Annotated in this window: 16 protein-coding genes and 6 tRNA genes; 5 read left to right on the top strand and 17 right to left on the bottom strand. The window is 53.3% G+C overall.

Annotated features, from left to right (window positions below; genetic code table 11):
- Positions 1 to 52: 52 nt before the first annotated feature.
- The 17 genes from hflC to orn form a co-directional block, all read right to left on the bottom strand.
- Positions 53 to 931 carry a protease modulator HflC gene (hflC, locus tag K0I63_RS02910; RefSeq protein ID WP_011864375.1) on the bottom strand — a complete coding sequence of 293 codons (879 nt, stop codon included), beginning with the start codon at positions 929 to 931 and terminating at the stop codon, positions 53 to 55.
- Positions 932 to 933: 2 nt separating this feature from the next.
- A complete protein-coding gene (gene hflK, locus K0I63_RS02905; protein ID WP_220082466.1) occupies positions 934 to 2,076 on the bottom strand; it encodes an FtsH protease activity modulator HflK in 1,143 nt (380 codons plus the stop codon).
- A gap of 43 nt (positions 2,077 to 2,119) precedes the next feature.
- Positions 2,120 to 3,418 (bottom strand): ribosome rescue GTPase HflX, encoded by a 1,299-nt coding sequence (gene hflX, locus K0I63_RS02900; protein ID WP_220082465.1) that lies wholly within the window; start codon positions 3,416 to 3,418, stop codon positions 2,120 to 2,122.
- Positions 3,419 to 3,438: 20 nt separating this feature from the next.
- Positions 3,439 to 3,717 (bottom strand): RNA chaperone Hfq, encoded by a 279-nt coding sequence (hfq, locus tag K0I63_RS02895; RefSeq protein ID WP_011864372.1) that lies wholly within the window; start codon positions 3,715 to 3,717, stop codon positions 3,439 to 3,441.
- Positions 3,718 to 3,809: 92 nt separating this feature from the next.
- Entirely contained in the window at positions 3,810 to 4,736 is a 927-nt protein-coding gene (gene miaA / locus K0I63_RS02890) for a tRNA (adenosine(37)-N6)-dimethylallyltransferase MiaA (RefSeq protein WP_220082464.1), read from the bottom strand.
- Entirely contained in the window at positions 4,729 to 6,624 is a 1,896-nt protein-coding gene (gene mutL / locus K0I63_RS02885; protein WP_220082463.1) for a DNA mismatch repair endonuclease MutL, read from the bottom strand. The genes miaA and mutL overlap by 8 nt, the downstream gene beginning before the upstream one ends.
- A gap of 9 nt (positions 6,625 to 6,633) precedes the next feature.
- Positions 6,634 to 7,953 carry an N-acetylmuramoyl-L-alanine amidase gene (locus K0I63_RS02880; protein WP_220079833.1) on the bottom strand — a complete coding sequence of 440 codons (1,320 nt, stop codon included), beginning with the start codon at positions 7,951 to 7,953 and terminating at the stop codon, positions 6,634 to 6,636.
- Positions 7,940 to 8,413 (bottom strand): tRNA (adenosine(37)-N6)-threonylcarbamoyltransferase complex ATPase subunit type 1 TsaE, encoded by a 474-nt coding sequence (gene tsaE, locus K0I63_RS02875; protein WP_011864368.1) that lies wholly within the window; start codon positions 8,411 to 8,413, stop codon positions 7,940 to 7,942. Before tsaE ends, K0I63_RS02880 begins: the two co-directional genes overlap by 14 nt.
- 100 nt (positions 8,414 to 8,513) lie before the next feature.
- Positions 8,514 to 9,992: an NAD(P)H-hydrate dehydratase gene (locus tag K0I63_RS02870; RefSeq protein ID WP_220082462.1), complete on the bottom strand. Its 1,479-nt coding sequence runs from the start codon at positions 9,990 to 9,992 to the stop codon at positions 8,514 to 8,516.
- A gap of 436 nt (positions 9,993 to 10,428) precedes the next feature.
- Complete coding sequence (locus K0I63_RS02865) at positions 10,429 to 10,884, bottom strand: hypothetical protein (protein ID WP_011864366.1); 456 nt, start codon at positions 10,882 to 10,884, stop codon at positions 10,429 to 10,431.
- 573 nt (positions 10,885 to 11,457) lie between these two features.
- A tRNA-Gly gene (locus K0I63_RS02860) sits at positions 11,458 to 11,550 on the bottom strand.
- 39 nt (positions 11,551 to 11,589) lie between these two features.
- Positions 11,590 to 11,696, bottom strand: a tRNA-Gly gene (locus tag K0I63_RS02855).
- 39 nt (positions 11,697 to 11,735) lie between these two features.
- Positions 11,736 to 11,811, bottom strand: a tRNA-Gly gene (locus tag K0I63_RS02850).
- A gap of 88 nt (positions 11,812 to 11,899) precedes the next feature.
- Positions 11,900 to 11,975: transfer RNA gene (locus tag K0I63_RS02845), tRNA-Gly, on the bottom strand.
- Positions 11,976 to 11,982: 7 nt separating this feature from the next.
- Positions 11,983 to 12,058, bottom strand: a tRNA-Gly gene (locus tag K0I63_RS02840).
- Between the two features lie 45 nt (positions 12,059 to 12,103).
- Positions 12,104 to 12,179: transfer RNA gene (locus K0I63_RS02835), tRNA-Gly, on the bottom strand.
- Between the two features lie 104 nt (positions 12,180 to 12,283).
- Positions 12,284 to 12,829, bottom strand: coding sequence for an oligoribonuclease (orn, locus tag K0I63_RS02830; protein WP_220059833.1), 546 nt, complete (start codon positions 12,827 to 12,829; stop codon positions 12,284 to 12,286).
- A gap of 115 nt (positions 12,830 to 12,944) precedes the next feature.
- Here orn and rsgA point away from each other — a divergent pair, with 115 nt between their 5' ends.
- From rsgA to K0I63_RS02805, 5 genes are all read left to right on the top strand, one after another.
- Positions 12,945 to 14,000, top strand: coding sequence for a small ribosomal subunit biogenesis GTPase RsgA (gene rsgA, locus K0I63_RS02825; RefSeq protein WP_041406337.1), 1,056 nt, complete (start codon positions 12,945 to 12,947; stop codon positions 13,998 to 14,000).
- 43 nt (positions 14,001 to 14,043) lie between these two features.
- Positions 14,044 to 14,904, top strand: coding sequence for an archaetidylserine decarboxylase (asd, locus tag K0I63_RS02820; protein WP_011864363.1), 861 nt, complete (start codon positions 14,044 to 14,046; stop codon positions 14,902 to 14,904).
- Between the two features lie 8 nt (positions 14,905 to 14,912).
- Complete coding sequence (locus K0I63_RS02815) at positions 14,913 to 15,803, top strand: DMT family transporter (RefSeq protein ID WP_220082461.1); 891 nt, start codon at positions 14,913 to 14,915, stop codon at positions 15,801 to 15,803.
- A 124-nt stretch (positions 15,804 to 15,927) separates the two neighbouring features.
- Complete coding sequence (locus K0I63_RS02810; protein WP_220082460.1) at positions 15,928 to 19,110, top strand: mechanosensitive ion channel domain-containing protein; 3,183 nt, start codon at positions 15,928 to 15,930, stop codon at positions 19,108 to 19,110.
- Entirely contained in the window at positions 19,110 to 19,817 is a 708-nt protein-coding gene (locus K0I63_RS02805) for a glycerophosphodiester phosphodiesterase (protein WP_220082459.1), read from the top strand. The genes K0I63_RS02810 and K0I63_RS02805 overlap by 1 nt, the downstream gene beginning before the upstream one ends.
- The last annotated feature ends 43 nt before the right edge of the window (positions 19,818 to 19,860 follow it).

Here is a 19,860-nt window from a genome sequence, read left to right as displayed (position 1 = left end):
ATAAAAAAGCCCGAACTCGTCGGGCTTTAATCTCAATAATCCTCAATGAGAACTATTTCGCGTCGGCGCTCTTCATATACTTGAAGAAATCACCTTCCGGCTCGAGCACCATAACGTTAGAGCCGTTACCGAAACTCGCCTGATAAGCCTCTAGGCTACGCAGGAAAGAGAAGAACTCAGGGTCCTTCTTATAGGCATCGGCGTAGATCTTAGCGGCGATGGCATCACCCTCACCACGCACCTGCAACGCCTTACGTTCTGCTTCTGCGATCTGAATGGTCACGCTGGCGTCTGTCTTGGCACGAATGATCTCAGACTGCTCTTTACCCTGAGCGCGGTGCTCTTTCGCCACAGCGGTACGCTCGGCGCGCATACGCTGATAGATGCTTGAGCTCACGTTGGCTGGCAGGTTGATCTGCTTAACACGCACGTCGACCACCTCGATACCCAGATCCTGAGCGCTATCAGAGGCGTTTCGAAGCGCATCCTGTTGCAGTTCATCGCGGCTACCCGAGACGATATCCTTAATGGTGCGACGACCAAACTCGGTACGCAGGTCGTTGTTGATCTTACGCTGAAGCAGAGACTCAGCCTGAACCTTATTACCACCATTGGTCGCGAGATAGTACTTCTCGTGATCTTTGATGCGCCACTTCACGTAAGAGTCGACCATCAAGTCTTTCTTCTCTGAGGTCACGAAGCGATCAGCCGCGCCATCCATGGTCTGGATGCGAGAGTCGAGATACTTGATCTTATCGATCACCGGCAGCTTGATATGCAGACCCGGCTTATAGATGCGGGTTACCCCCTCATCTTTGATGATCTTACCAAAGCGCGACACGATAGCGCGTTCACCCTCGTTGACCACCATCAGGGACGATAGACCCATAGCGACTAAGATGGCCGCAATAATAACTGATAATCTACCCATGATTAGTTTCTCCCCTGGCGAGTGCGGTCGCTACGAGAAGGCCTTCCATCTAACGGCATGCCAACACTATTTACTATGCTGTTAACTGAGTCATTGACCGAGTCCGCCTCGACAGGCTTGCTGGTCTTGGTCTGTGGACGCTGCTCCATTAACTTATCCAGTGGCAGATACATCATGTTGTTGCCCGCCTTCGAATCCACCAGCACCTTATTGGTACCCGAGAGGACGTTAGACATGGCATCGATGTAGAGACGATCACGTGTCACTTCTGGCGCCGCCTTATATTCAGGCAGCAGCTTCTCGAAGCGAGCCACCTTACCGCGAGCCTCTAGGATCTCACGCTCTTTGTAGGCGTTCGCCTGCTGCTCCATGCGCTGCACCGTACCGCGAGCCTTAGGCTCGACTTCACGAGAATAAGCTTCGGCTTCACGAATGAAACGCTGCTCATCTTCCTGTGCGGCGATGGCGTCATCGAAGGCGTCTTTCACCTCTTCCGGCGGACGAGCCGGCAAGAAGTTCACGTCGCGGATCTCTATGCCCAGGTTATAAGGCTTGATGATGCGCTCGACCTCTTCCCAAGTGTCACGACGGATCTGATCACGACCTGTGGTCAAGATATCGTCCATCTTGTTGTGGCCCACCACATAACGCAGCGCGCTATCGGTAGCCTCACGCAGGCTCGAATTGGCATCGACCGCGCTAAACAGGTAACGATAGGCATCGACCACAATATACTGTACATCCAGCTCCACCAGGACGACGTTCTCGTCGGCGGTGAGCATGCTGCCCGAGGCTGGAATTGAGCGAACGTTGCTCACGTTCACCGGGAAGACTTCATCGATGAAGGTCGCCTTCCACTGTAGGCCCGGCTCCACTTGGCCAATATACTTGCCAAAGCGTAGCGCCACACCCTTTTCGGCTTCTTTCACCGTATAGAAACCTGACAGGCCCCATACGACAACGGCGATGCCTAATACAATGATAAAACCTAGCGCGCTGAATCCACCGCCAGCGCCATTTCCTTTACCCCCAAAACGCTTCGAAATATTCTTAAATACTTCGTCGAGATCTGGCGGCCCCTTGTCATTGCCGTTCTTGTTTCCCCAAGGGTCTTGACCCTTGTTACCGGGCTCGTTCCAAGCCATTTAGCACTCCATAGGTGTATGAAATAAACGAGATTACTAAAAACTACTCTATTGCTGCGGTTTCAACAATAAAGGTTTCCAACTCCCCTTGGCTCTGCTTCGCTAATCGGTGCCAGTCGGCCTCCAACAAACGAACAGACAAGATACAGTTCCCCAGATCGTCATACTCTTTCTGCTGTATCACATCCAGTCGATAAAACTGACCAAGATAATGCCCGGCCATCGCCGGAATTCGCAAGGTAAGCTCCAATATGGCCCGTCCAACCAACTGGTTGATGGCTTTTTCGAGCAAATCCAAGCCTAGACTCTGCTGGGCCGAAACCCAAACACGTATAGGGACCCCATCGCCGTCATAGTCGATTTTAGGTCCCACATCTTCCAAGAGATCTATCTTGTTACAGACGATCAACTGTGGAATCTCTTCGGCGCCAATCTCTTTGAGTACCAGCTGTACCTGTTCAAAATTGTCACCCATGTTTTCATCAGCACTGTCGACCACATGCAGCAGAAGATCCGCTTCGCGGGTTTCCTGCAGGGTGGCCTTAAACGCCGCCACGAGATCATGGGGAAGATGTCTGATGAAACCGACCGTATCGGCCAAAATGACCGAACCGTCTTGTAAGTCTAACTTACGCAGGGTCGGATCGAGTGTCGCAAAAAGCTGGTCGGCGGCATAGACCTCGGAGACGGTCAAGGCGTTAAATAGGGTCGACTTACCGGCGTTGGTGTAACCCACCAAAGACACGGTGGCGAGCTCGCTTCGCTGCCTCGCCCGGCGACTCTGTTCACGCTGTTTATCGACCTTTTCCAGCCGCTTGTTGATGGTCTTAATGCGACCACGCAGCAGACGTCTGTCGGTTTCCAGCTGGGTTTCACCCGGTCCCCGCAGGCCGATACCACCTTTTTGCCGTTCAAGGTGAGTCCAACCACGAATCAGGCGCGTCGACATGTGGCGCAATTGCGCTAGCTCCACCTGCAACTTACCCTCATAGGTCCTGGCGCGCTGAGCAAAAATATCCAAAATCAGCGTCGTACGGTCTAAGACCCGACACTGACAGATCAGCTCAAGATTACGCTCTTGTGCAGGACTCAAGGCGTGGTTAAAAATCACCACATTGGCGTCTGTGGCGGCAACCATGGCTGCCAACTCTTCCGCTTTACCTGTACCAACAAAATACTTTCTATCTGGAGAACGACGACTTCCCGTGATCACGCCAACGGTTTCAGCGCCTGCCGATTCGACCAATAAACGCAGTTCGGTAATATCTTCCCTACTGTCTTCATCTGAAAAGTCGATATGGACAAGTACTGCAGCTTCTCCCGCCTCATAGCGTTCAAACAAAAATCGAACTCCTCAGGAAATTACTCAGCGCTATCGTCATGTGATGCATTGTAACCCGCCGCCTGGTTAGGCGTGTTGTGATGGCTGCTCACGTTAAATGGACGCGCAGGCACCACGGTAGAGATAGCGTGCTTATAAACCATCTGGCTGACAGTGTTCTTCAATAAAATAACAAACTGATCGAATGACTCAACTTGTCCCTGAAGCTTGATACCGTTAACTAGGTAGATAGATACCGGAACGCGTTCACGTCGTAATGCGTTCAAAAATGGGTCTTGTAAAGATTGCCCCTTTGCCATTATGTAATTTCCTTTTTATTAAAATTAATTAAAACCTAATACAGCATCAATTTCTGGTTTGGTTTTAGTATTATATAGAGTGAATGAATTAGCTAGCGACAATGCTCTAATAGTCGCGCCAGATTAGATTCATCCCCACTCTCCAGCCAATTTAGATCAGCCCATCCTCGCAACCATGTTAATTGACGCTTGGCCAATTGCCTAGTCGCAACTATGGATTTTTCGACCATAGTATCATAGTCATATTCCCCATCGAGATATTGCCACACCTGGCGATATCCGACACATCTCATCGAAGGTAGGTCTAGATGCAGATCCTCTCGCGCCTTGAGCCGCTGCACCTCTTCGACGAAACCTTGATTTAACATCAATTTGAATCTTTCTGCTATAGCAAGGTGTAGCACTTTGCGATCTTTCGGCGCTATGCCAAATTGCACCACCTTATAGGGCAAGGCGTCGGCCTTCACCTGGGTCAACTCGGTCAGACTCTTGCCGCTAATCCGGTACACCTCGATCGCCCGCGACAGACGCTGGGGATCGTTAGGGTGGATCCGCTCTGCCGATACAGGGTCAATCTGACGCAGCTCGTCATGTAGCGCCTGCCAACCCTTGGCTTCGACCTCTTTGGCTATCTCGGCCCGAATCGCCTCATCTGCAGATGGTAAAGGCGACAAGCCTTCGAGTAGCGCCTTGAAGTAGAGCATGGTGCCGCCCACCAGCAGGGGGGTCTTGCCCGCAGCGAGGATCGCTTCGATATTGGCGATGGCGTCGCTACGAAAATCCGCCGCCGAATAGCTCTCACTGGGATCGCGAATATCGATCAAGCGATGGGGCGCCCGGCTAAGCTCTTCCTGGGTCGGCTTGGCGCTACCAATATCCATGTCCCGATAGATGAGCGCCGAGTCGACCGAGATGATCTCGCAGTTATGCTGCTCGGCCAATGCCATCGCGAGCGCTGTCTTACCCGACGCCGTCGGCCCCATCAGGGTAATAATTGTCGGCTGACTCTCGCTATTCACTCGTTTGCTCACCTAACCATGTTTGCCAAGGCATTACCTTGGCCAAAGATAAAATTTCTTGCTGCTGCGACTCGGGTAACCCCATGAGGTCGGCCCAGAGTCGACTCGCCGAATTAAACTGTTCACCCGACTGATTCACCAACCAGTTAACTAGGGCTTCCGTTGTCGGCTCTTCGAAGCGAATCCACTGGAGAAACTCAGGGATCACGCTCGCCAGCTGACTCTGCCTTAGATATGGGGGCACTTTTTTAATTATCAACTGGCCGAGGCGAATAGTTAGCTCTAAACCCAATTTTCTAACCAAAAGCTCTCTTTCGACCAAGGTTTGCTGCCAATCTTCATCCACCTTGACCGACACAGGCATCAACAGAGGCTGACCAATCAGCCCCGCATCCAGCTTGGCTTCAATCTCGCGGCGGGCCACTTCGCGCGCCGCACAACTAAGGCTCATTAGTGCCAGCTCACTTCCCCTGACTAAGAGCCAATATTGACCGTCGAGGACCTGAGGCATGGGCGGAAGATGGCTGCCATCTGCTTGGTTTGCCTGACTCGACACGCCTGGCGTGGTCATCAGCTGGGCATAACTATCGACCGCCGCCTGGCTGGGAAGCTCGGTACTTGCATAGCTGCGCCCTCGCCCACCAGACTGGCCGCCACCATAGCTGCTCATCTGTGCCTCTTGCACTCTCTGACCACCTGCTTGGCGACTGGCTTCGCGCTCGCCATAGGCTGGGCGTTCATTCGCGATCCCTATTGCGTTTTCTTCGGTATCGCCATGGGCAATCTGATTGGAGCCTGTGTCACTTTGCTGCGTCTGTAGCGGACGAATATAGGAGGCGGATCTATTCTGGTCAGTGACCTGATTGTCGAGTGCTGCCTCAAAGGCTAACTCGCTCGACTGACGCAGCGCCGATTCCAGCGCCTGCAGGATAAAGTCATGCACATATCGGCTCTCGTGGAAGCGCACCTCATGCTTGGCGGGATGCACGTTAACATCCACCTGATGGGGATCCAGGTTCAGCATGAGCACGAAGGCGACCTGCTCCCCCTGCAACTGCTGGGCAAAGGCCTGACGCACCGCATGATTGACTAGGCGGTCACGCACCAGGCGGCCGTTTACATAGAAATATTGGGTATCGCCAACCGCCATCTCGCTAAATGGCGACTGAATGTAACCGCTAAGGCTAAGGCCATTATGATTACAATCGACCCTGAGGGCATTATCGGCGAAGGCCTTGCCACTGACCTGTACCAGGCGCTGCAGATACTGCGCCTCTGTCTTGGCCGGGCGGTAATTACGCACCTGCTTGCCGTTGTGCTTAAGGGTAAAATGAATCTCGCTACGCACCAGAGCGATACGTTTAAGCCACTCATCGATATGGGTAAATTCTGTCTTATCGCTCTTTAAGAAGCGACGTCTGGCCGGGGTATTGAAGAAGAGATCCGCCGCCTCGACCGTCGAACCGACAGGGTGCGCCGCCGGGATCACCCGAACCGCCATCTCGGAGCCCTCGGCATAGGCCTGCCAGGCCTCGCTCTGCTCCTGAGTGCGGGAGGTCAACGTCAGGCGGGAAACCGAGCTGATACTGGCCAGTGCCTCGCCGCGAAAACCAAAGCTTAAGATGGCATCAAGATCGTCTAACGAGGCGAGCTTAGAGGTGGCATGACGGGACAGCGCCAGGCTCAGCTCCTCCTTGGGGATGCCAGAGCCGTTGTCGGTGATCTTAATCAGCTTGCTGCCGCCCTTGTCGATCTCGATATCGACCCGGGTCGCACCGGCATCCAGGCTGTTCTCGACCAGCTCCTTGATCACAGAAGCAGGACGCTCTACCACCTCCCCGGCGGCAATCTGGTTAGCCAGTTGAGGAGGCAAAATACGTATGGTCATCTTGGCTCCTTAGGCCCGGGGAATGATCAGCTTCTGACCGATGTAGAGGGTGTTGGACTTGAGCTTGTTGGCCTTCTTGATGCTATCGACCGACACCTGGTAACGGTGGGCGATGACAGACAATGATTCACCTGCGGTCACCTTATGTTTGATGCCGCTCTTACTGGCCATCATGGTATTGGCCGGAGGATTATTCTCGAAATAGCGCACCACGCCTTTGTGGACGGCGTTGGCGATATTGTTCTGGTGATCCCTCTGGGTCAGCAGGCGCTCCTCTTTGTGGTTCGAGATAAAGCCTGTCTCCACCAGGATAGAGGGAATATCCGGCGACTTGAGTACTGCCAGGCTGGCCGCCTCAGGCTTGTGCTTGTGCAGGCGAGTCACCTTGCCCAGATTAGCCAGCACATCTCCGGCGATGTTATGGCTGATCGCCATAGATCTGTCCATCGACATGTCGAGTAGCGTCATGGCCAGATACTGTTCGTTATCTGCGTTCTGGATAATCTCACCGGCACCGCCCAGCAGCTCAGAGTGCTTCTCTTTCTGCTCTAACCAACGACCGATCTCACTGTTGGCGCGGCGCATCGACAGCACCCACACAGAGGCCCCTTGAGGTTGCGGTGAGGTAAAGGCGTCGGCGTGAATCGACACCAGCAGGTCGGCCTTACTGTTACGGGCGATCTCGGAGCGTTTGTTCAGATTGACAAAGTAGTCACCGGAACGTGTCATGATGGCGCGCATGCCCGGCGTGGCGTTGATCTTGGCCTCCACTTTCTTGGCTATCTGTAGCGCCACCTTCTTCTCATAGGTGCCAGAGGGGCCGATGGAACCGGGATCGTCGCCGCCATGGCCGGCATCGATGGCTACTATGATGTCCCTAAGCTTCTGCTCAGGCTCGACTTTTACCGTCTTAGGACTCTGGTTGCCCCCTTCGAGATCCACCACCAGGCGATTGCCGTAGGGCGCCGTGGGCGACAGGGCAAAGAGGTTAGCCTTGGCAGGCTTAACCAGATCGATCACTAGCCTAAGGGTGCCCTTCTTGGGCGGTTTGCTAATGCGCACCCGCTTAACCAGCTTACTGTTGTTCTCGATCTTATTAAGATCCAGCCCGGTAGCCGTGGTCGTCAGATCCACCACCAGGCGGTAGGGACTGGTGAGGGTGAAGTGGGAATATTTTGGCGGCTCGCGCAGGTCAAACACCACCCGCGTCGATTCTGGTGCCGCCCAGATACGCACACCTTCCAATTTATTTGCGCTGTAGGCAATGGAAGGAGTGCATAGCAAGACAATCAATAATAGGCGTTTTATTAGTGACTCAGTTCTTATCATTATTATGTAAACTATCTAACAAAATCTCTCCGGCGCGCGAGTGCGCCGTTAGCATGACCTCTCGGCCCTGTTGATGATACTGAATATGGATCGCCAGATCCGCCTCGGGCAGTAGGCCGACGCCCTTATCGGGCCACTCGACAATACACAGGCTCGACTCGGTAAAGTAGTCTCGAATCCCCATAAACTCGAGCTCTTCTGGATCACTTAGTCTATATAGGTCAAAATGATACACATCAATATCACCTAGCTCATAGGGCTCAACCAGCGTGTAGGTCGGACTCTTCACCGCCCCCTTATGTCCCAGGCTCTGAATGAGGCCACGACTAAAGGTTGTTTTTCCCGCCCCCAGTTCACCACTCAAATAGAGGGTCAATGGCGGCTTGATCGCACTGGCTAGCCTTTGACCTAAGCTAACGGTTTCTGCTTCATTTTCAAGATAAACTTTTACTGGTGTCATCGTATCTATCGCTAATTAAGGACAATCCTTTTTTGAGCCAGATACTTTAACCTAAACCGGCGTTTATCTAAACAGACATTACTGTATTTTAATGCTGAGGCTAAATCTTATCGACCAGGGCGCGTATGTGGGCGAACAGATCGCAGGCCAGCATTCCTCGCTCGCCCTCTTTCGCAGCCAGATCCGCTGCGGCCCCATGCACCACCACTCCGGCGCTCGCCGCCTCCATCTTAGCCATTCCCTGGGCCATCAAGGCCGCTATGATGCCACCTAGGACATCACCGCTGCCGCCGCTGGCGAGACCAGGATTTCCCACCGGCGCCACATGACACACCTTACCGTCATAGATAAGTGTGCCTGCGCCCTTGAGCACCACCACGCCGCCATATTTAGCCTGCAAGGCATAGACGGCGGCGAAGCGATCCGCCTCCACCTCGGCGATGCTAATCCCCAACAACCTGGCGGCCTCACCGCTGTGAGGGGTCAACACCCAATTGCTCTGGCGTGAAGGCTCGAGCGCCAGCAGATTAAGTGCATCGGCGTCCATCACACAGGGCTTGTCGCTCAGGCCTGTCGCCTTAAGCAGGTTGTAGCCCCAGTCGTGTTTACCCAGTCCTGGACCAATCAGCAGAATATCCGCCCAGCCCAAGCGTTGATACACTTCCATATCCACCAGCTCGCAGCCCCAGAACATAATTTCCGGTCGCCCCGAGTTCACCACGGTCAGATGCTCGGGTCTTGAAATCACCGCCACCAGTCCGGCGCCCGCCCGCAGACAGCTCTCGGCGGCCAGACGCGGCGCCCCGGCCATGCCGATATCGCCACCAATAACGGTCACCTTACCGCAGGCCCCCTTGTGGCTGTTCTGCGCCCTGGCAGGCAATCCAAGGTCGGTCAGCCTGTGGGCAATGTTAAGCACCTTGGACTCTGGCAGATAATCCTGCAGACCGATATCGGCAAACCAGAGCCTGCCAACACAGTCCCTGGCCTTACCCGTGATCAGTCCCTGTTTCGGCGCGCCGAAGGTCAGGGTTACATCGGCCTTAACCGCTAGCTGACCAGCGCCGGTATCCACATCGATACCCGATGGCACATCTAAGGATAAGATCCAGGGCGAATAACGATTGATCGCCACTATCATCTCGGCAAAGGGGGCACGTAGCTCACCCTTGACCCCCGTGCCTAACAGGCCATCGACGATGACCTCGGCCTCCTTAAGCGCCTCTTCATAGTCAGATAACTGATGCCCGCCCGCGGCGAGAAAGGCCGCCTTGGCGTAGCTGATCCCCTCGCCCGCCTCAGAACGCTCCACCGCATAGAGGGCGACATCACAGCCAGATTCGAGCAGCAGGGTGGCGCAGATATAGGCATCGGCGCCATTGTTGCCATAACCCGCCAACACCAGAATTTTACTATTGAGCTTACCCTCTCGTTGCAGCAACTCGAAGGCCGACTGTCCGGCGCTGTCGATCAATTGGCACAAGTTAGCCTCACCGGACGCGATCAAGCGCGCTTCGGCATCACGAATCATCTGCGCCGTATATAAGGCCGATGGTAGCTGCCCGTCACTAAACAACATCTGGATTCTCCTTAACAAGACTCATCACCGGGGCGGGTTACCCTATGCCTAAGCATATTCGATATTTGAGTTTTTAATCGCCAATAGATTCCGCTTAAACGCCAGAGAATGTAAGAAGTTTGATCTGGCACAATAAATTCGCCGACTCAGCGACAAAAAGGCCAACGAGGCGATAACAAAACATTTCATCAAACTGAATTGAACTCGCTAATCAGTCAGTCAAATTACTGAGTCAGGTGCGCCAGAAATCGCGATATGAATGTAATAAAGTGAAATTTTTGCTCTGGCGTAAGAAGAAAAAAACGATGAAAAAGAGTTAGCTATAAATACCTAACTGCAATTGTTCTGGCATAAACAAAAAAAGGCGCCCAAGGCGCCTTTTTATTAAGTTTCTCACTAGCAACCGGCTAGAAAGCTCAACTTAAATGAGCTCAGATTATATATCTTCCATTCTCAGGCTGCTGTGCACCAGACGTTGCTGCTGGATCTTCTCGACACGCACCAGATCGTTGAGGGCGTTCTTCACATCACCCGGTACAGAGGATTCCGCCGTCTTCTCAAACAAGCCGATCAGACGGTTGTCGAGATCCAGGTGCAGCTCCAACAGATCATCTTCGTTCATATTGGCCGCAGGAATCACCTCCTGGCAGCGTTTGATGAAGTCTTCAAACACAATATCGTTATACCAGAGCTCCAACAGACGGCGTGGCGCCTCTTCGATGTAGTCATCGATCTTCTGAGAAACCTCTTTCTCATGTTGTTGCAAATACTCCAGCATCAATTTCACGCGAGACGAGTCTACCGCACTGTGCAAACGCGCATATAAACGGGCCATTTCCAAGCGACACTTAGAGACATATGCCAACTGTTCATTAAGTTGTTGAAATCTCATCTTTCCTTCTCCAATCGATGCCAAAGTTTTAGGCGTTAATACTGATTTGATTTCATTATGGGAGTAATTAACGCAGTTTTTTTTGAACAATGTCATAGTTTGCGCACTTCTGAAGTCGCTACATTAGACAAGCTTAAAGAATTTTATCTCATATCACGCAAATGGCATTTTTGTGATCTTCACGCCGATAAAGGGCCAATAATCGCTAGTTTAAGGGCTTTATGGGCAAAACAGACGATGAACGACTCACTAAAGTAATCGTGAAAAAATGAATAAAAATTCATCAAAGTAAAAACCATGGCGCGGAATCGATTACAGCCAAAACAGACGACTAGATGACTCTCAGGGTACAAACCAAGGGGGACTGGAAGCTGAAACTAGCGGAAGAAAATTTGGGTCGACATATCGGGTTCGAATCGGTAAATCTAAAAACTCGACCTATACCTTGGCAAGGTATCGCCCTTTTGCTCTATACAAAGAGTCAACTGAGCTAATGTCGCAGAGCTGCGATACATGCAACCAGCAGAACGAGAAATAACTGATACTTAAAATAGAAACTGCTGAGGGAAAATTTGGAGCGACATATCGGGTTCGAACCGATGACCTATACCTTGGCAAGGTATCGCTCTCTTGCTCTATACAGAGAGTCAACTGAGCTAATGTCGCAATGTCGAATTAGATGATTGGTACTAGCGGGAGAAAATTTGGAGCGACATATCGGGTTCGAATCGGTAAATCTAAAAACTCGACCTATACCTTGGCAAGGTATCGCCCTCTTGCTCTATACAGAGAGTCAACTGAGCTAATGTCGCAATGTCGAATTAGATGATTGGTACTAGCGGGAGAAAATTTGGAGCGACATATCGGGTTCGAACCGATGACCTATACCTTGGCAAGGTATCGCTCTACCAACTGAGCTAATGTCGCATAAATTTTTCGTGCTACTTAAACTGTCATCATCAACAAAAGGTATCGTCTTTCACCTTTTATCGACTGAGTCAAGTAACTCAAATTTTGGAGCGACATATCGGGTTCGAACCGATGACCTATACCTTGGCAAGGTATCGCTCTACCAACTGAGCTAATGTCGCATAAATTTGGAGCGACATATCGGGTTCGAACCGATGACCTATACCTTGGCAAGGTATCGCTCTACCAACTGAGCTAATGTCGCAAAATCTGTGAGTCTGGATATTGGTGTAACCAAACTTTTGTAATTTGGAGCGACATATCGGGTTCGAACCGATGACCTATACCTTGGCAAGGTATCGCTCTACCAACTGAGCTAATGTCGCATTTCAATCTTTACCAGCGAACACGCCAGTAAAAAGTTGAGGCCGCATTATAGGAGAATTTCGCCCCTCTGCAACCCCCTAATTTAAAATTTTCTACCGTTTGGTCAAATTTTAAATACTTTCTCGCGATAATATTGGAGTTCGGCGATCGATTCTTGGATATCAACCAGTGCCTGATGGGTTCCCTGCTTCTTAAAACCGTCCATCACCTCTGGCTTCCAGCGACGCACTAACTCTTTGACAGAGCTGACATCTATGTTGCGGTAGTGGAAATAATCTTCCAAAGTCGGCATGTAACGATTCAAGAAACGTCTGTCCTGACCTATGCTGTTGCCGCACATTGGCGATACACCGGCAGGTACATGCTCAGATAAGAAGGCAATCGTCTGCTCGATGGCATCTTGCTCGCTGAAGTCACTCGCCCTGACTCTGTCGATCAGACCCGACTCGCCGTGATGCTTCTGGTTCCAGTCATCCATCGCCGCAAGCACATCTTCACTCTGATGGATGGCAATTACCGGCCCTTCCGCCAAGATGTTCAATTCCTTGTCGGTCACAATCGTTGCTATCTCAATGATTCTGTCGACCTCGGGCTCTAGTCCCGTCATCTCCAGATCAACCCAGATCAGATTTGTTTCATCTGCAGCCATATATCTGCCTTATCAATGCGTGTTTGCCTAAATTCAGGCTTTTTTATTTAAGACCGTGTATCATACTGCTTTTTTAGAAGACACAAAATAACCTTATTTTGACGATGACGACACTGTGAGTAAAAAGAAACCCCTAAGCCAAGGCCAACGCCGCCGCATGCGCGCCAATCATGAGAAACGGCTGCAGCGCAAAGACGCAAAAGAAACAACCATTGAGTTACAGGATAGCTCACTGGGGCCAGAACAGCTGGGCACCGTCATCTCTCGCTTCGGCCAACACGCTGATGTCGAAACGGAAAACGGTGAACTGGTTCGCTGTAACATTCGCCGAAATATTCAAAGCCTGGTCACCGGCGATAAGGTGATCATGCGCCAAGCCAGTGAAACCACAGCCACCATAGCCGGCGTGGTCGAGGCCGTTCATCCGAGACACTCCTCACTGTCGCGGCCGGATCTCTACGACGGCATCAAGATCATCGCCGCCAATATCGATCAGATACTTATCGTCTCTTCCGTGGTGCCTAGCTTTACTACCCAGATCATCGACCGCTATCTGGTGGCCGCCGAAGACACAGGCATAGCGCCCGTCATCATACTCAACAAGATAGACCTACTCAGCGACGAAGAGGCACCTGCCGTCGAGGCCGCGCTGGAGCGCTACCAGGCCATCGGCTATCAGGTATATAGAGTCAGCAGCAAGTCTGGCGAAGGGGTCGAGGCTATCAAGACCCTATTAAAAGACAAGGTCAGCGTGTTTGTCGGTCAGTCAGGTGTGGGTAAGTCATCGCTGATCAACGCCCTGCTGCCGGAAGCTGAGCTCATCACAGGCGACGTGTCCGAGACCTCGGGCCTGGGCCAGCACACCACCACCACGGCCAAGTTGCTGCATTTCCCAAGCGGCGGCGATCTGGTGGACTCTCCCGGTGTGCGTGAATTCGCCCTATGGCACCTGCCTGCCGAGCGTGTCGGCTGGTGCTTTGTCGAATTCAGGGATTACCTGGGCACCTGCAAGTTTAGAGACTGTAAACACAAGAATGACCCTGGCTGCGCCATCACCCAGGCCTTCGAGGAAGGCAAGATCGCCCAGGACAGGTACCAGAACTACCACAGAATTATCGACAGCCTGGACGAGCAGCGCCACGCCCGTCATTTCAAAAACGATAACGACTAACTAAATTAAGAACAGCCAAACTGGATTTGAAGGAAAACAGACAGTGGACAAATTGAAGATTGCCTTGCAATACATAATGCCGAAACACCTGCTCTCGCGACTCGTGGGTAAACTGGCAGCCGCCGAACTCGGCGCGGTAACGACAAGCGTAATTAAGTGGTTTATCAAGCAGTATAAGATTGACATGAGCGAGGCCGCACAGAGTGCACCCGAAGCCTACGCCAGCTTCAACCAGTTCTTCACCCGCGCCCTGAAACCCGGCATCCGCCCCCTGTGTGACGATGACGACTATATCGTTCATCCGGTCGATGGTGCCGTCAGCCAATGCGGACCGATCAAAGAAGGCCGTATCTTTCAAGCCAAGGGACATGAATATTCGTCACTTGCCCTTTTAGGCGATCAAGCCGATGATGCCAAGCGCTTCGAAGGCGGCGACTTCGCCACCATCTATCTGGCACCTAAGGATTACCATAGAATTCACATGCCGATTAAAGGCACCCTGTCTAAGATGACCTATGTGCCTGGCGAGCTGTTTTCGGTTAATCCGCTAACGGCCGAGAATGTGCCCGGCCTGTTTGCCCGTAACGAGCGTGTAGTGGCCATCTTCGAAACCGAAATCGGCCCCATGGCCATGGTCTTGGTTGGCGCCACTATCGTAGCAAGCATAGAAACCGTATGGGCAGGTACAGTCACGCCGCCGACAGGCAAGAAAGTCTTCACCTGGGACTACCCAACCGAGGGCCCAGAGGCGATCACCCTGGACAAGGGCGAGGAGATGGGACGCTTCAAGCTTGGCAGTACAGTCGTCATGCTATTTGCCAAAGACGCGCTGGAACACTTTGCCGATGGCGTCGAACCTAAGGCCGTTACCCGCATGGGTCAGGCCTTTGCCAAAATCGATTAGAGGAAACCTTGAACACAAGTAGCAGCGAACGCTCTGGCTTAATCGAACTGCATCTGGCCGTCCTCCTGTTTGGTGGTACGGCCCTTTTCTCCAAGCTGATTCCCCTCAGTGCCCTGGATATCACGGCACTTCGCTGCTGCATCGCCGCCCTAGCCCTTGCCCTGTTGGTTAAGGTCAGCGGCAAGCACCTCAGGCTCAATCGCGCTAAAGACTACGGCATCGCCCTGGGACTCGGCATTATCGTCAGCCTGCACTGGGTCACCTACTTTGCCGCCATGCAGCTGTCATCGGTGGCCATCGGCATGATCGCCTTCTTTACCTATCCCGTGATGACGGTTCTGGTGGAGCCTTTCTTTACCGGCAAACGCCTTGAACTGGCCGACATCATCAGCGGCATCTGTGTCCTACTGGGCGTCAGCCTGCTGATCCCAGAGGCCAATCTGGGTAACGATGTCACCCTGGGGATCATCATAGGCATTCTGTCGGCGGCCCTGTTCACCGCCAGAAACCTGCTGCACAAACGCTACTTCGCCAGCTACAGCGGCGCCCAAGCCATGTTCTACCAGACAGGAGTCAGCGCCCTGTTCCTGCTGCCTTGGCTCGAGGTCGACCCAAGCGCCATCCAAGCCAACGTCTGGTGGTTGGTGATCCTCTTAGGCATAGTCTTTACCGCCGCACCCCACGCCCTGTTTACCTCGGCGCTGCGTCAGCTAAGCGCTAAGACGGTCAGCCTGGTCTCCTGCCTGCAACCCCTCTATGGCGCCCTGTTAGCCCTGTTGATCCTGGGCGAGGGACTCGCCATGAAGACGCTGATTGGCGGCGCTCTGGTGGTCTTCACCGCTGTCTATGAGACGCAGAAGAGCCACAGGGCTAACCGCGCCCAAAAGGCGAAATCCTAAGGCATTTTCGTCGCTGGCAAAGGAAACGCCACACGGGTCAAATTAACCGATTCATAGATATCATTTTTGAACTAACTTGGTAATATATAAGCGTCCATTGATGCTGGTGTGAACAAAGCGGCTTATGTCTCGTATATTACTGATTATTCTCTGTCTAATCTCATTCTCAGGCGCCGCAAATTCGCCCCTGAATCTCAATAAACGCCTGGGACTAGGACAGGAGCCTCAGGTCGCCAGCAAGAGCACCGCCGAGCAGTTGAGTCTGCTGGAGGAGCAGCTCACCGAGCAACAGGCCCTACAGTCCAGCTTCGACGCCATCATTCACCAGTATCAGAGCCAGAAACAGGCCCTGACACAGCAGCTTAAAGAAGCCGCCACGCCGCTGGAATACAACCCCAATCAAGATCTTAGTCAGCAGGCGTCACTCTCCTACCTGAGACTATCTGAGCTCAAAGAGACAGAGGCTAACCTGGCCACTCAGGTCAACGAGTTGATCAAACGCCAGCAGCAACTACCTAGCCTGATAAGCCAAGCCAATCTGACCCTGGCCAAGCACAAACAGGCGACCAGCGACGACAATCAGCCCCTGAGCGAGATGCAACGCCGGGTCTATGTTCAGAGCCTATCGACCCTGGAATCTGAGCTGGCCAGCAGCCAGAAACAGATCGCCCTGACCCAGCAGCAGTTGGCGCTGGTGCGCAGCCAACTGGTGCAGCAAGAAGCCCTGATCGAGCGCCTCAACGGCGCCATCGCCGAGCAGCGTCACAAGGCAACGGCGGCCACCATCGCCGCCAGTCAGATAGAAACCTCCATCACAGACGATGCCATCGCCATCAAGCTGAACGCACAGAACCAAGCCTACGGCGAGCAGCTGAAACAGCTGACCCATGAGGTCACCAATGTGATGACACTGCAGGAGCAGGCCGAGACCCAATACCAGTTCCAGGCCAAGCAGATCACTAATATTCAGCAGCAGATCGCCCTGGTGAAACTTAACTCGGCCTTCGGCGAGCGCTTCCTGCGTATCCTCTACTCACTGCCCAAGCCGCCGAGCCAGGACAAGATCAGCAATGAGATCGCCAATGCCCGTCTGGCCCGTTACCAGATAGAGCAAGACCAGACACTGCATCCGCTACTCGGCGCCGCCGAGCAGCTCACGCCGCTGCAAAGCAAGCTGGTCGGTGCCCAGAAAGAGCTGCAGCGTCAGCTGCTGGAAAACTATGATCTCTACCTTGGCGAACTGGCCGAGTTAAGGGTGCTGTATGAACAGCTGAGCCAGCAGTATCAGACCCTTAAGACCACGCTTAACGAGCACCTGTTTTGGGTAGCCAACGCCAACAGCATAGACGGCTACTGGCTGGGCGACCTGTATCAGAGCACTCAATGGCTGCTGACCCAGGCGCCTTGGCATCAGGTACAGGACTCATTAAGCGAACAGAGCACCCTCTGGTCCTGGTGGGTGATCTTGATGGTGCTCTGCCTGGTGATGCAGGACTTGGTCACGCCTAAATTTACTCAGCTGATGGCGAAAAACGTCACCTATGTGGGTAACGTCACGCAAGATAAGTTTATCTATAGTTTCAATACCTTGGTTGGCTCGCTGCTATACAGCTGCATCAAGCCTCTGCCGTTGATCAGCGGCGGTCTGATCTTCTACTTCAGCAACCATAACCTGGTCTCCTCGGTGGGCATGGGCATACTGGCCATAGGCATGCTGTACCAGCTCTATCGCCTCACCTATCTGCTGGCGCTGGATAAGGGCCTGTTGATCGGCCACTTCAAGGGCGACAAGGCGATCATACGCGCCGGTCAGCAACGCCTGCGCGCCCTGACCGTATTGGCGATGCCGATTGTCGGCGTGATCGGCTTCACCGAGGTGCTAGAGACTTCGCTGGTGCGCAACAGCCTGGGACGCGGCGCCTTCATCCTGCTGGCCCTCATGCTGTTCTGGTTCTACCGCGACATGCTGAGCCTGTCGAAGCAGGAACATCACTATCACCAAGACGATAAGAACAAGCGCCTGCTGCAGAAACTGCTCTGGTCGATACTTATCTTACTGCCACCAGCCTGCGCCGTGCTGGCCTTCAGGGGCTACTACTTCACCGCCTATCAGATGCTGCTGCAGCTACAGCTGTCGCTGATCTTATCCCTAAGCTTCATGCTGCTGTATCAGCTGATTAAGCGCTGGATGTTGATCGAGCGACGCCGCATCGCCTTTAACCGCGCCAAGGCCAAGCGCGCCGAGATCTTGGCCCAGCGGGAGAAAGAAGATGACCCCAACAGTAACGAGCCGCCGGACACCTATGAGGAGCCTGTGGTGGATCTCGAGACCATCTCCAGCCAGTCGCTGGGGCTGGTGCGTTCACTGCTGACGCTGGCCTTCCTGATCAGCCTGATCGGCCTCTGGACCCAGACACATAGCGCCATCTTCTCGTTTTTGGACGGCATTACTCTGTGGACCAGCTCGAGCACGGTCGACGGTATCGCCCAGCAGATCCCTATCACTCTCAAGTCCCTGCTGCTTGGCCTTATCATCGTCGGCTTCTCGCTGATGATAGCCACCAACCTGCCGGGTCTGCTGGAGCTGATGATTCTGCAACGATTGGATCTCACCCAGGGCACGGGCTTTGCCATCACCACTGTGAGTCGCTATCTGGTGGTCTTCTTCGGTATGCTCAGCGGCTTTTCGACCCTGGGGATGGAGTGGTCTAAGCTGCAATGGCTGGTCGCGGCGCTCTCGGTGGGCTTAGGTTTCGGTCTGCAGGAGATCTTTGCCAACTTCATCTCGGGCCTGATCATCTTGTTCGAGAAGCCGGTGCGTATAGGCGATACCGTCACCATTCGCGAGCTGACCGGTACGGTAAGTAAGATCCAGATCCGCGCCACCACAATTGTCGACTGGGACAGAAAAGAGATAATCGTCCCCAACAAGGCCTTTATTACCGAGCAGCTGATCAACTGGTCGCTGTCAGACCCGATAACTAGGGTGATTGTCTATGTCTCGGTCGCCAGGGACTCGGATCCCGCGCGAGTCGAGGCGGCGCTCTATCAGGCGGTTAAGGAGTGTGACGATGCCCTGACCACGCCGGAGCCCGAGGTCTGGTTTGCCGGATTTGGTCAGCATACTCAGGACTACGAGATCCGCGCCTATGCCAAGGATATGAACACCCGCTGGCCGCTACGACACAAGCTACACAAGCAGGTCAGCAAGAAACTGAGAGAGAATCATCTGGAGCTCGCCTATCCGCAGCTCGAGGTGCATATTAGTGGTCAAAGTAAAGAGACTCAGGGGATAATTAGAAGCTAATGCGTGTCTATGCTCACCGTGGCGCCAGCGGCTATGGCGCCGAAAATACCCTGGCCGCCATCAAGAAATCGGTCGCCCTGGGCTGTAACGCCGTGGAGATCGACGTGCACAGCGTCGAAGGCGAACTCTATGTGTTTCACGACAGGCGTCTCGACGGCAAAAGTTCGGGTACAGGTCTTATCGAGGCGGTGACTCAAGAGTATCTGGCCGGCGTTACCGTTGATGGCGAGCCCATCCCTAAACTCTGGGAGCTGCTGGAGTACCTGCAACCCTTCGATGCCCTGATCAACATAGAGCTCAAAGGGCTCAACTCCCTCGGCCCCTTCATGGCCCTCTACCCTGAGATCTTGGAGAAGCTCAACTACCGGACCGATCAGCTGCTGATCTCATCCTTCCATCACGGCTTCCTGTTCACCCTGAGACAGGCCTTTCCCGATGCCGTACTGGCGCCACTCATCGAGGGAGTGCCGGAAGACCTGGCCGCCATAGTCACTCGGCTTGAGGCCTTCTCATTGCACCTGAGCGTCAACTTCGTCACCCGGGAGTTAGTGGAGGATGCCCACGCCCGCGGCGCCAAGGTGTTTGTCTATACCGTGGATAATCGCGACGACATCCACTATCTGTCGCAGATGGGCGTCGATGGCATCTTCAGTAATTTCCCCGATGTCAGCGCCGACTGCGTCCATCAACTGCTGCTGACCCGCTAGGGTCAGCGAGTGCCTACTCACCCTAAACTGCCCAACAAATAAG

Source organism: Shewanella rhizosphaerae, from assembly GCF_019457655.1.
In the GTDB taxonomy this organism is placed as follows: Bacteria; Pseudomonadota; Gammaproteobacteria; order Enterobacterales; family Shewanellaceae; genus Shewanella; species Shewanella loihica.
Note: the sequence above shows the minus strand (reverse complement) of the source record. Positions and strands in the feature narration are given on the sequence as shown.

Excerpts from the sequence above, each read along its gene's own strand:
- K0I63_RS02880 (WP_220079833.1), bottom strand. The coding sequence starts at position 7,953 with ATGATAAGAACTGAGTCACTAATAAAACGCCTATTATTGATTGTCTTG.
- hfq (WP_011864372.1), bottom strand. The coding sequence starts at position 3,717 with ATGGCAAAGGGGCAATCTTTACAAGACCCATTTTTGAACGCATTACGA.
- K0I63_RS02805 (WP_220082459.1), top strand. The coding sequence starts at position 19,110 with ATGCGTGTCTATGCTCACCGTGGCGCCAGCGGCTATGGCGCCGAAAAT.
- orn (WP_220059833.1), bottom strand. The coding sequence starts at position 12,829 with ATGGCTGCAGATGAAACAAATCTGATCTGGGTTGATCTGGAGATGACG.
- K0I63_RS02870 (WP_220082462.1), bottom strand. The coding sequence starts at position 9,992 with ATGTTGTTTAGTGACGGGCAGCTACCATCGGCCTTATATACGGCGCAG.
- hflC (WP_011864375.1), bottom strand. The coding sequence starts at position 931 with ATGGGTAGATTATCAGTTATTATTGCGGCCATCTTAGTCGCTATGGGT.
- K0I63_RS02810 (WP_220082460.1), top strand. The coding sequence starts at position 15,928 with ATGTCTCGTATATTACTGATTATTCTCTGTCTAATCTCATTCTCAGGC.
- K0I63_RS02865 (WP_011864366.1), bottom strand. The coding sequence starts at position 10,884 with ATGAGATTTCAACAACTTAATGAACAGTTGGCATATGTCTCTAAGTGT.
- hflK (WP_220082466.1), bottom strand. The coding sequence starts at position 2,076 with ATGGCTTGGAACGAGCCCGGTAACAAGGGTCAAGACCCTTGGGGAAAC.
- tsaE (WP_011864368.1), bottom strand. The coding sequence starts at position 8,413 with ATGACACCAGTAAAAGTTTATCTTGAAAATGAAGCAGAAACCGTTAGC.
- mutL (WP_220082463.1), bottom strand. The coding sequence starts at position 6,624 with ATGACCATACGTATTTTGCCTCCTCAACTGGCTAACCAGATTGCCGCC.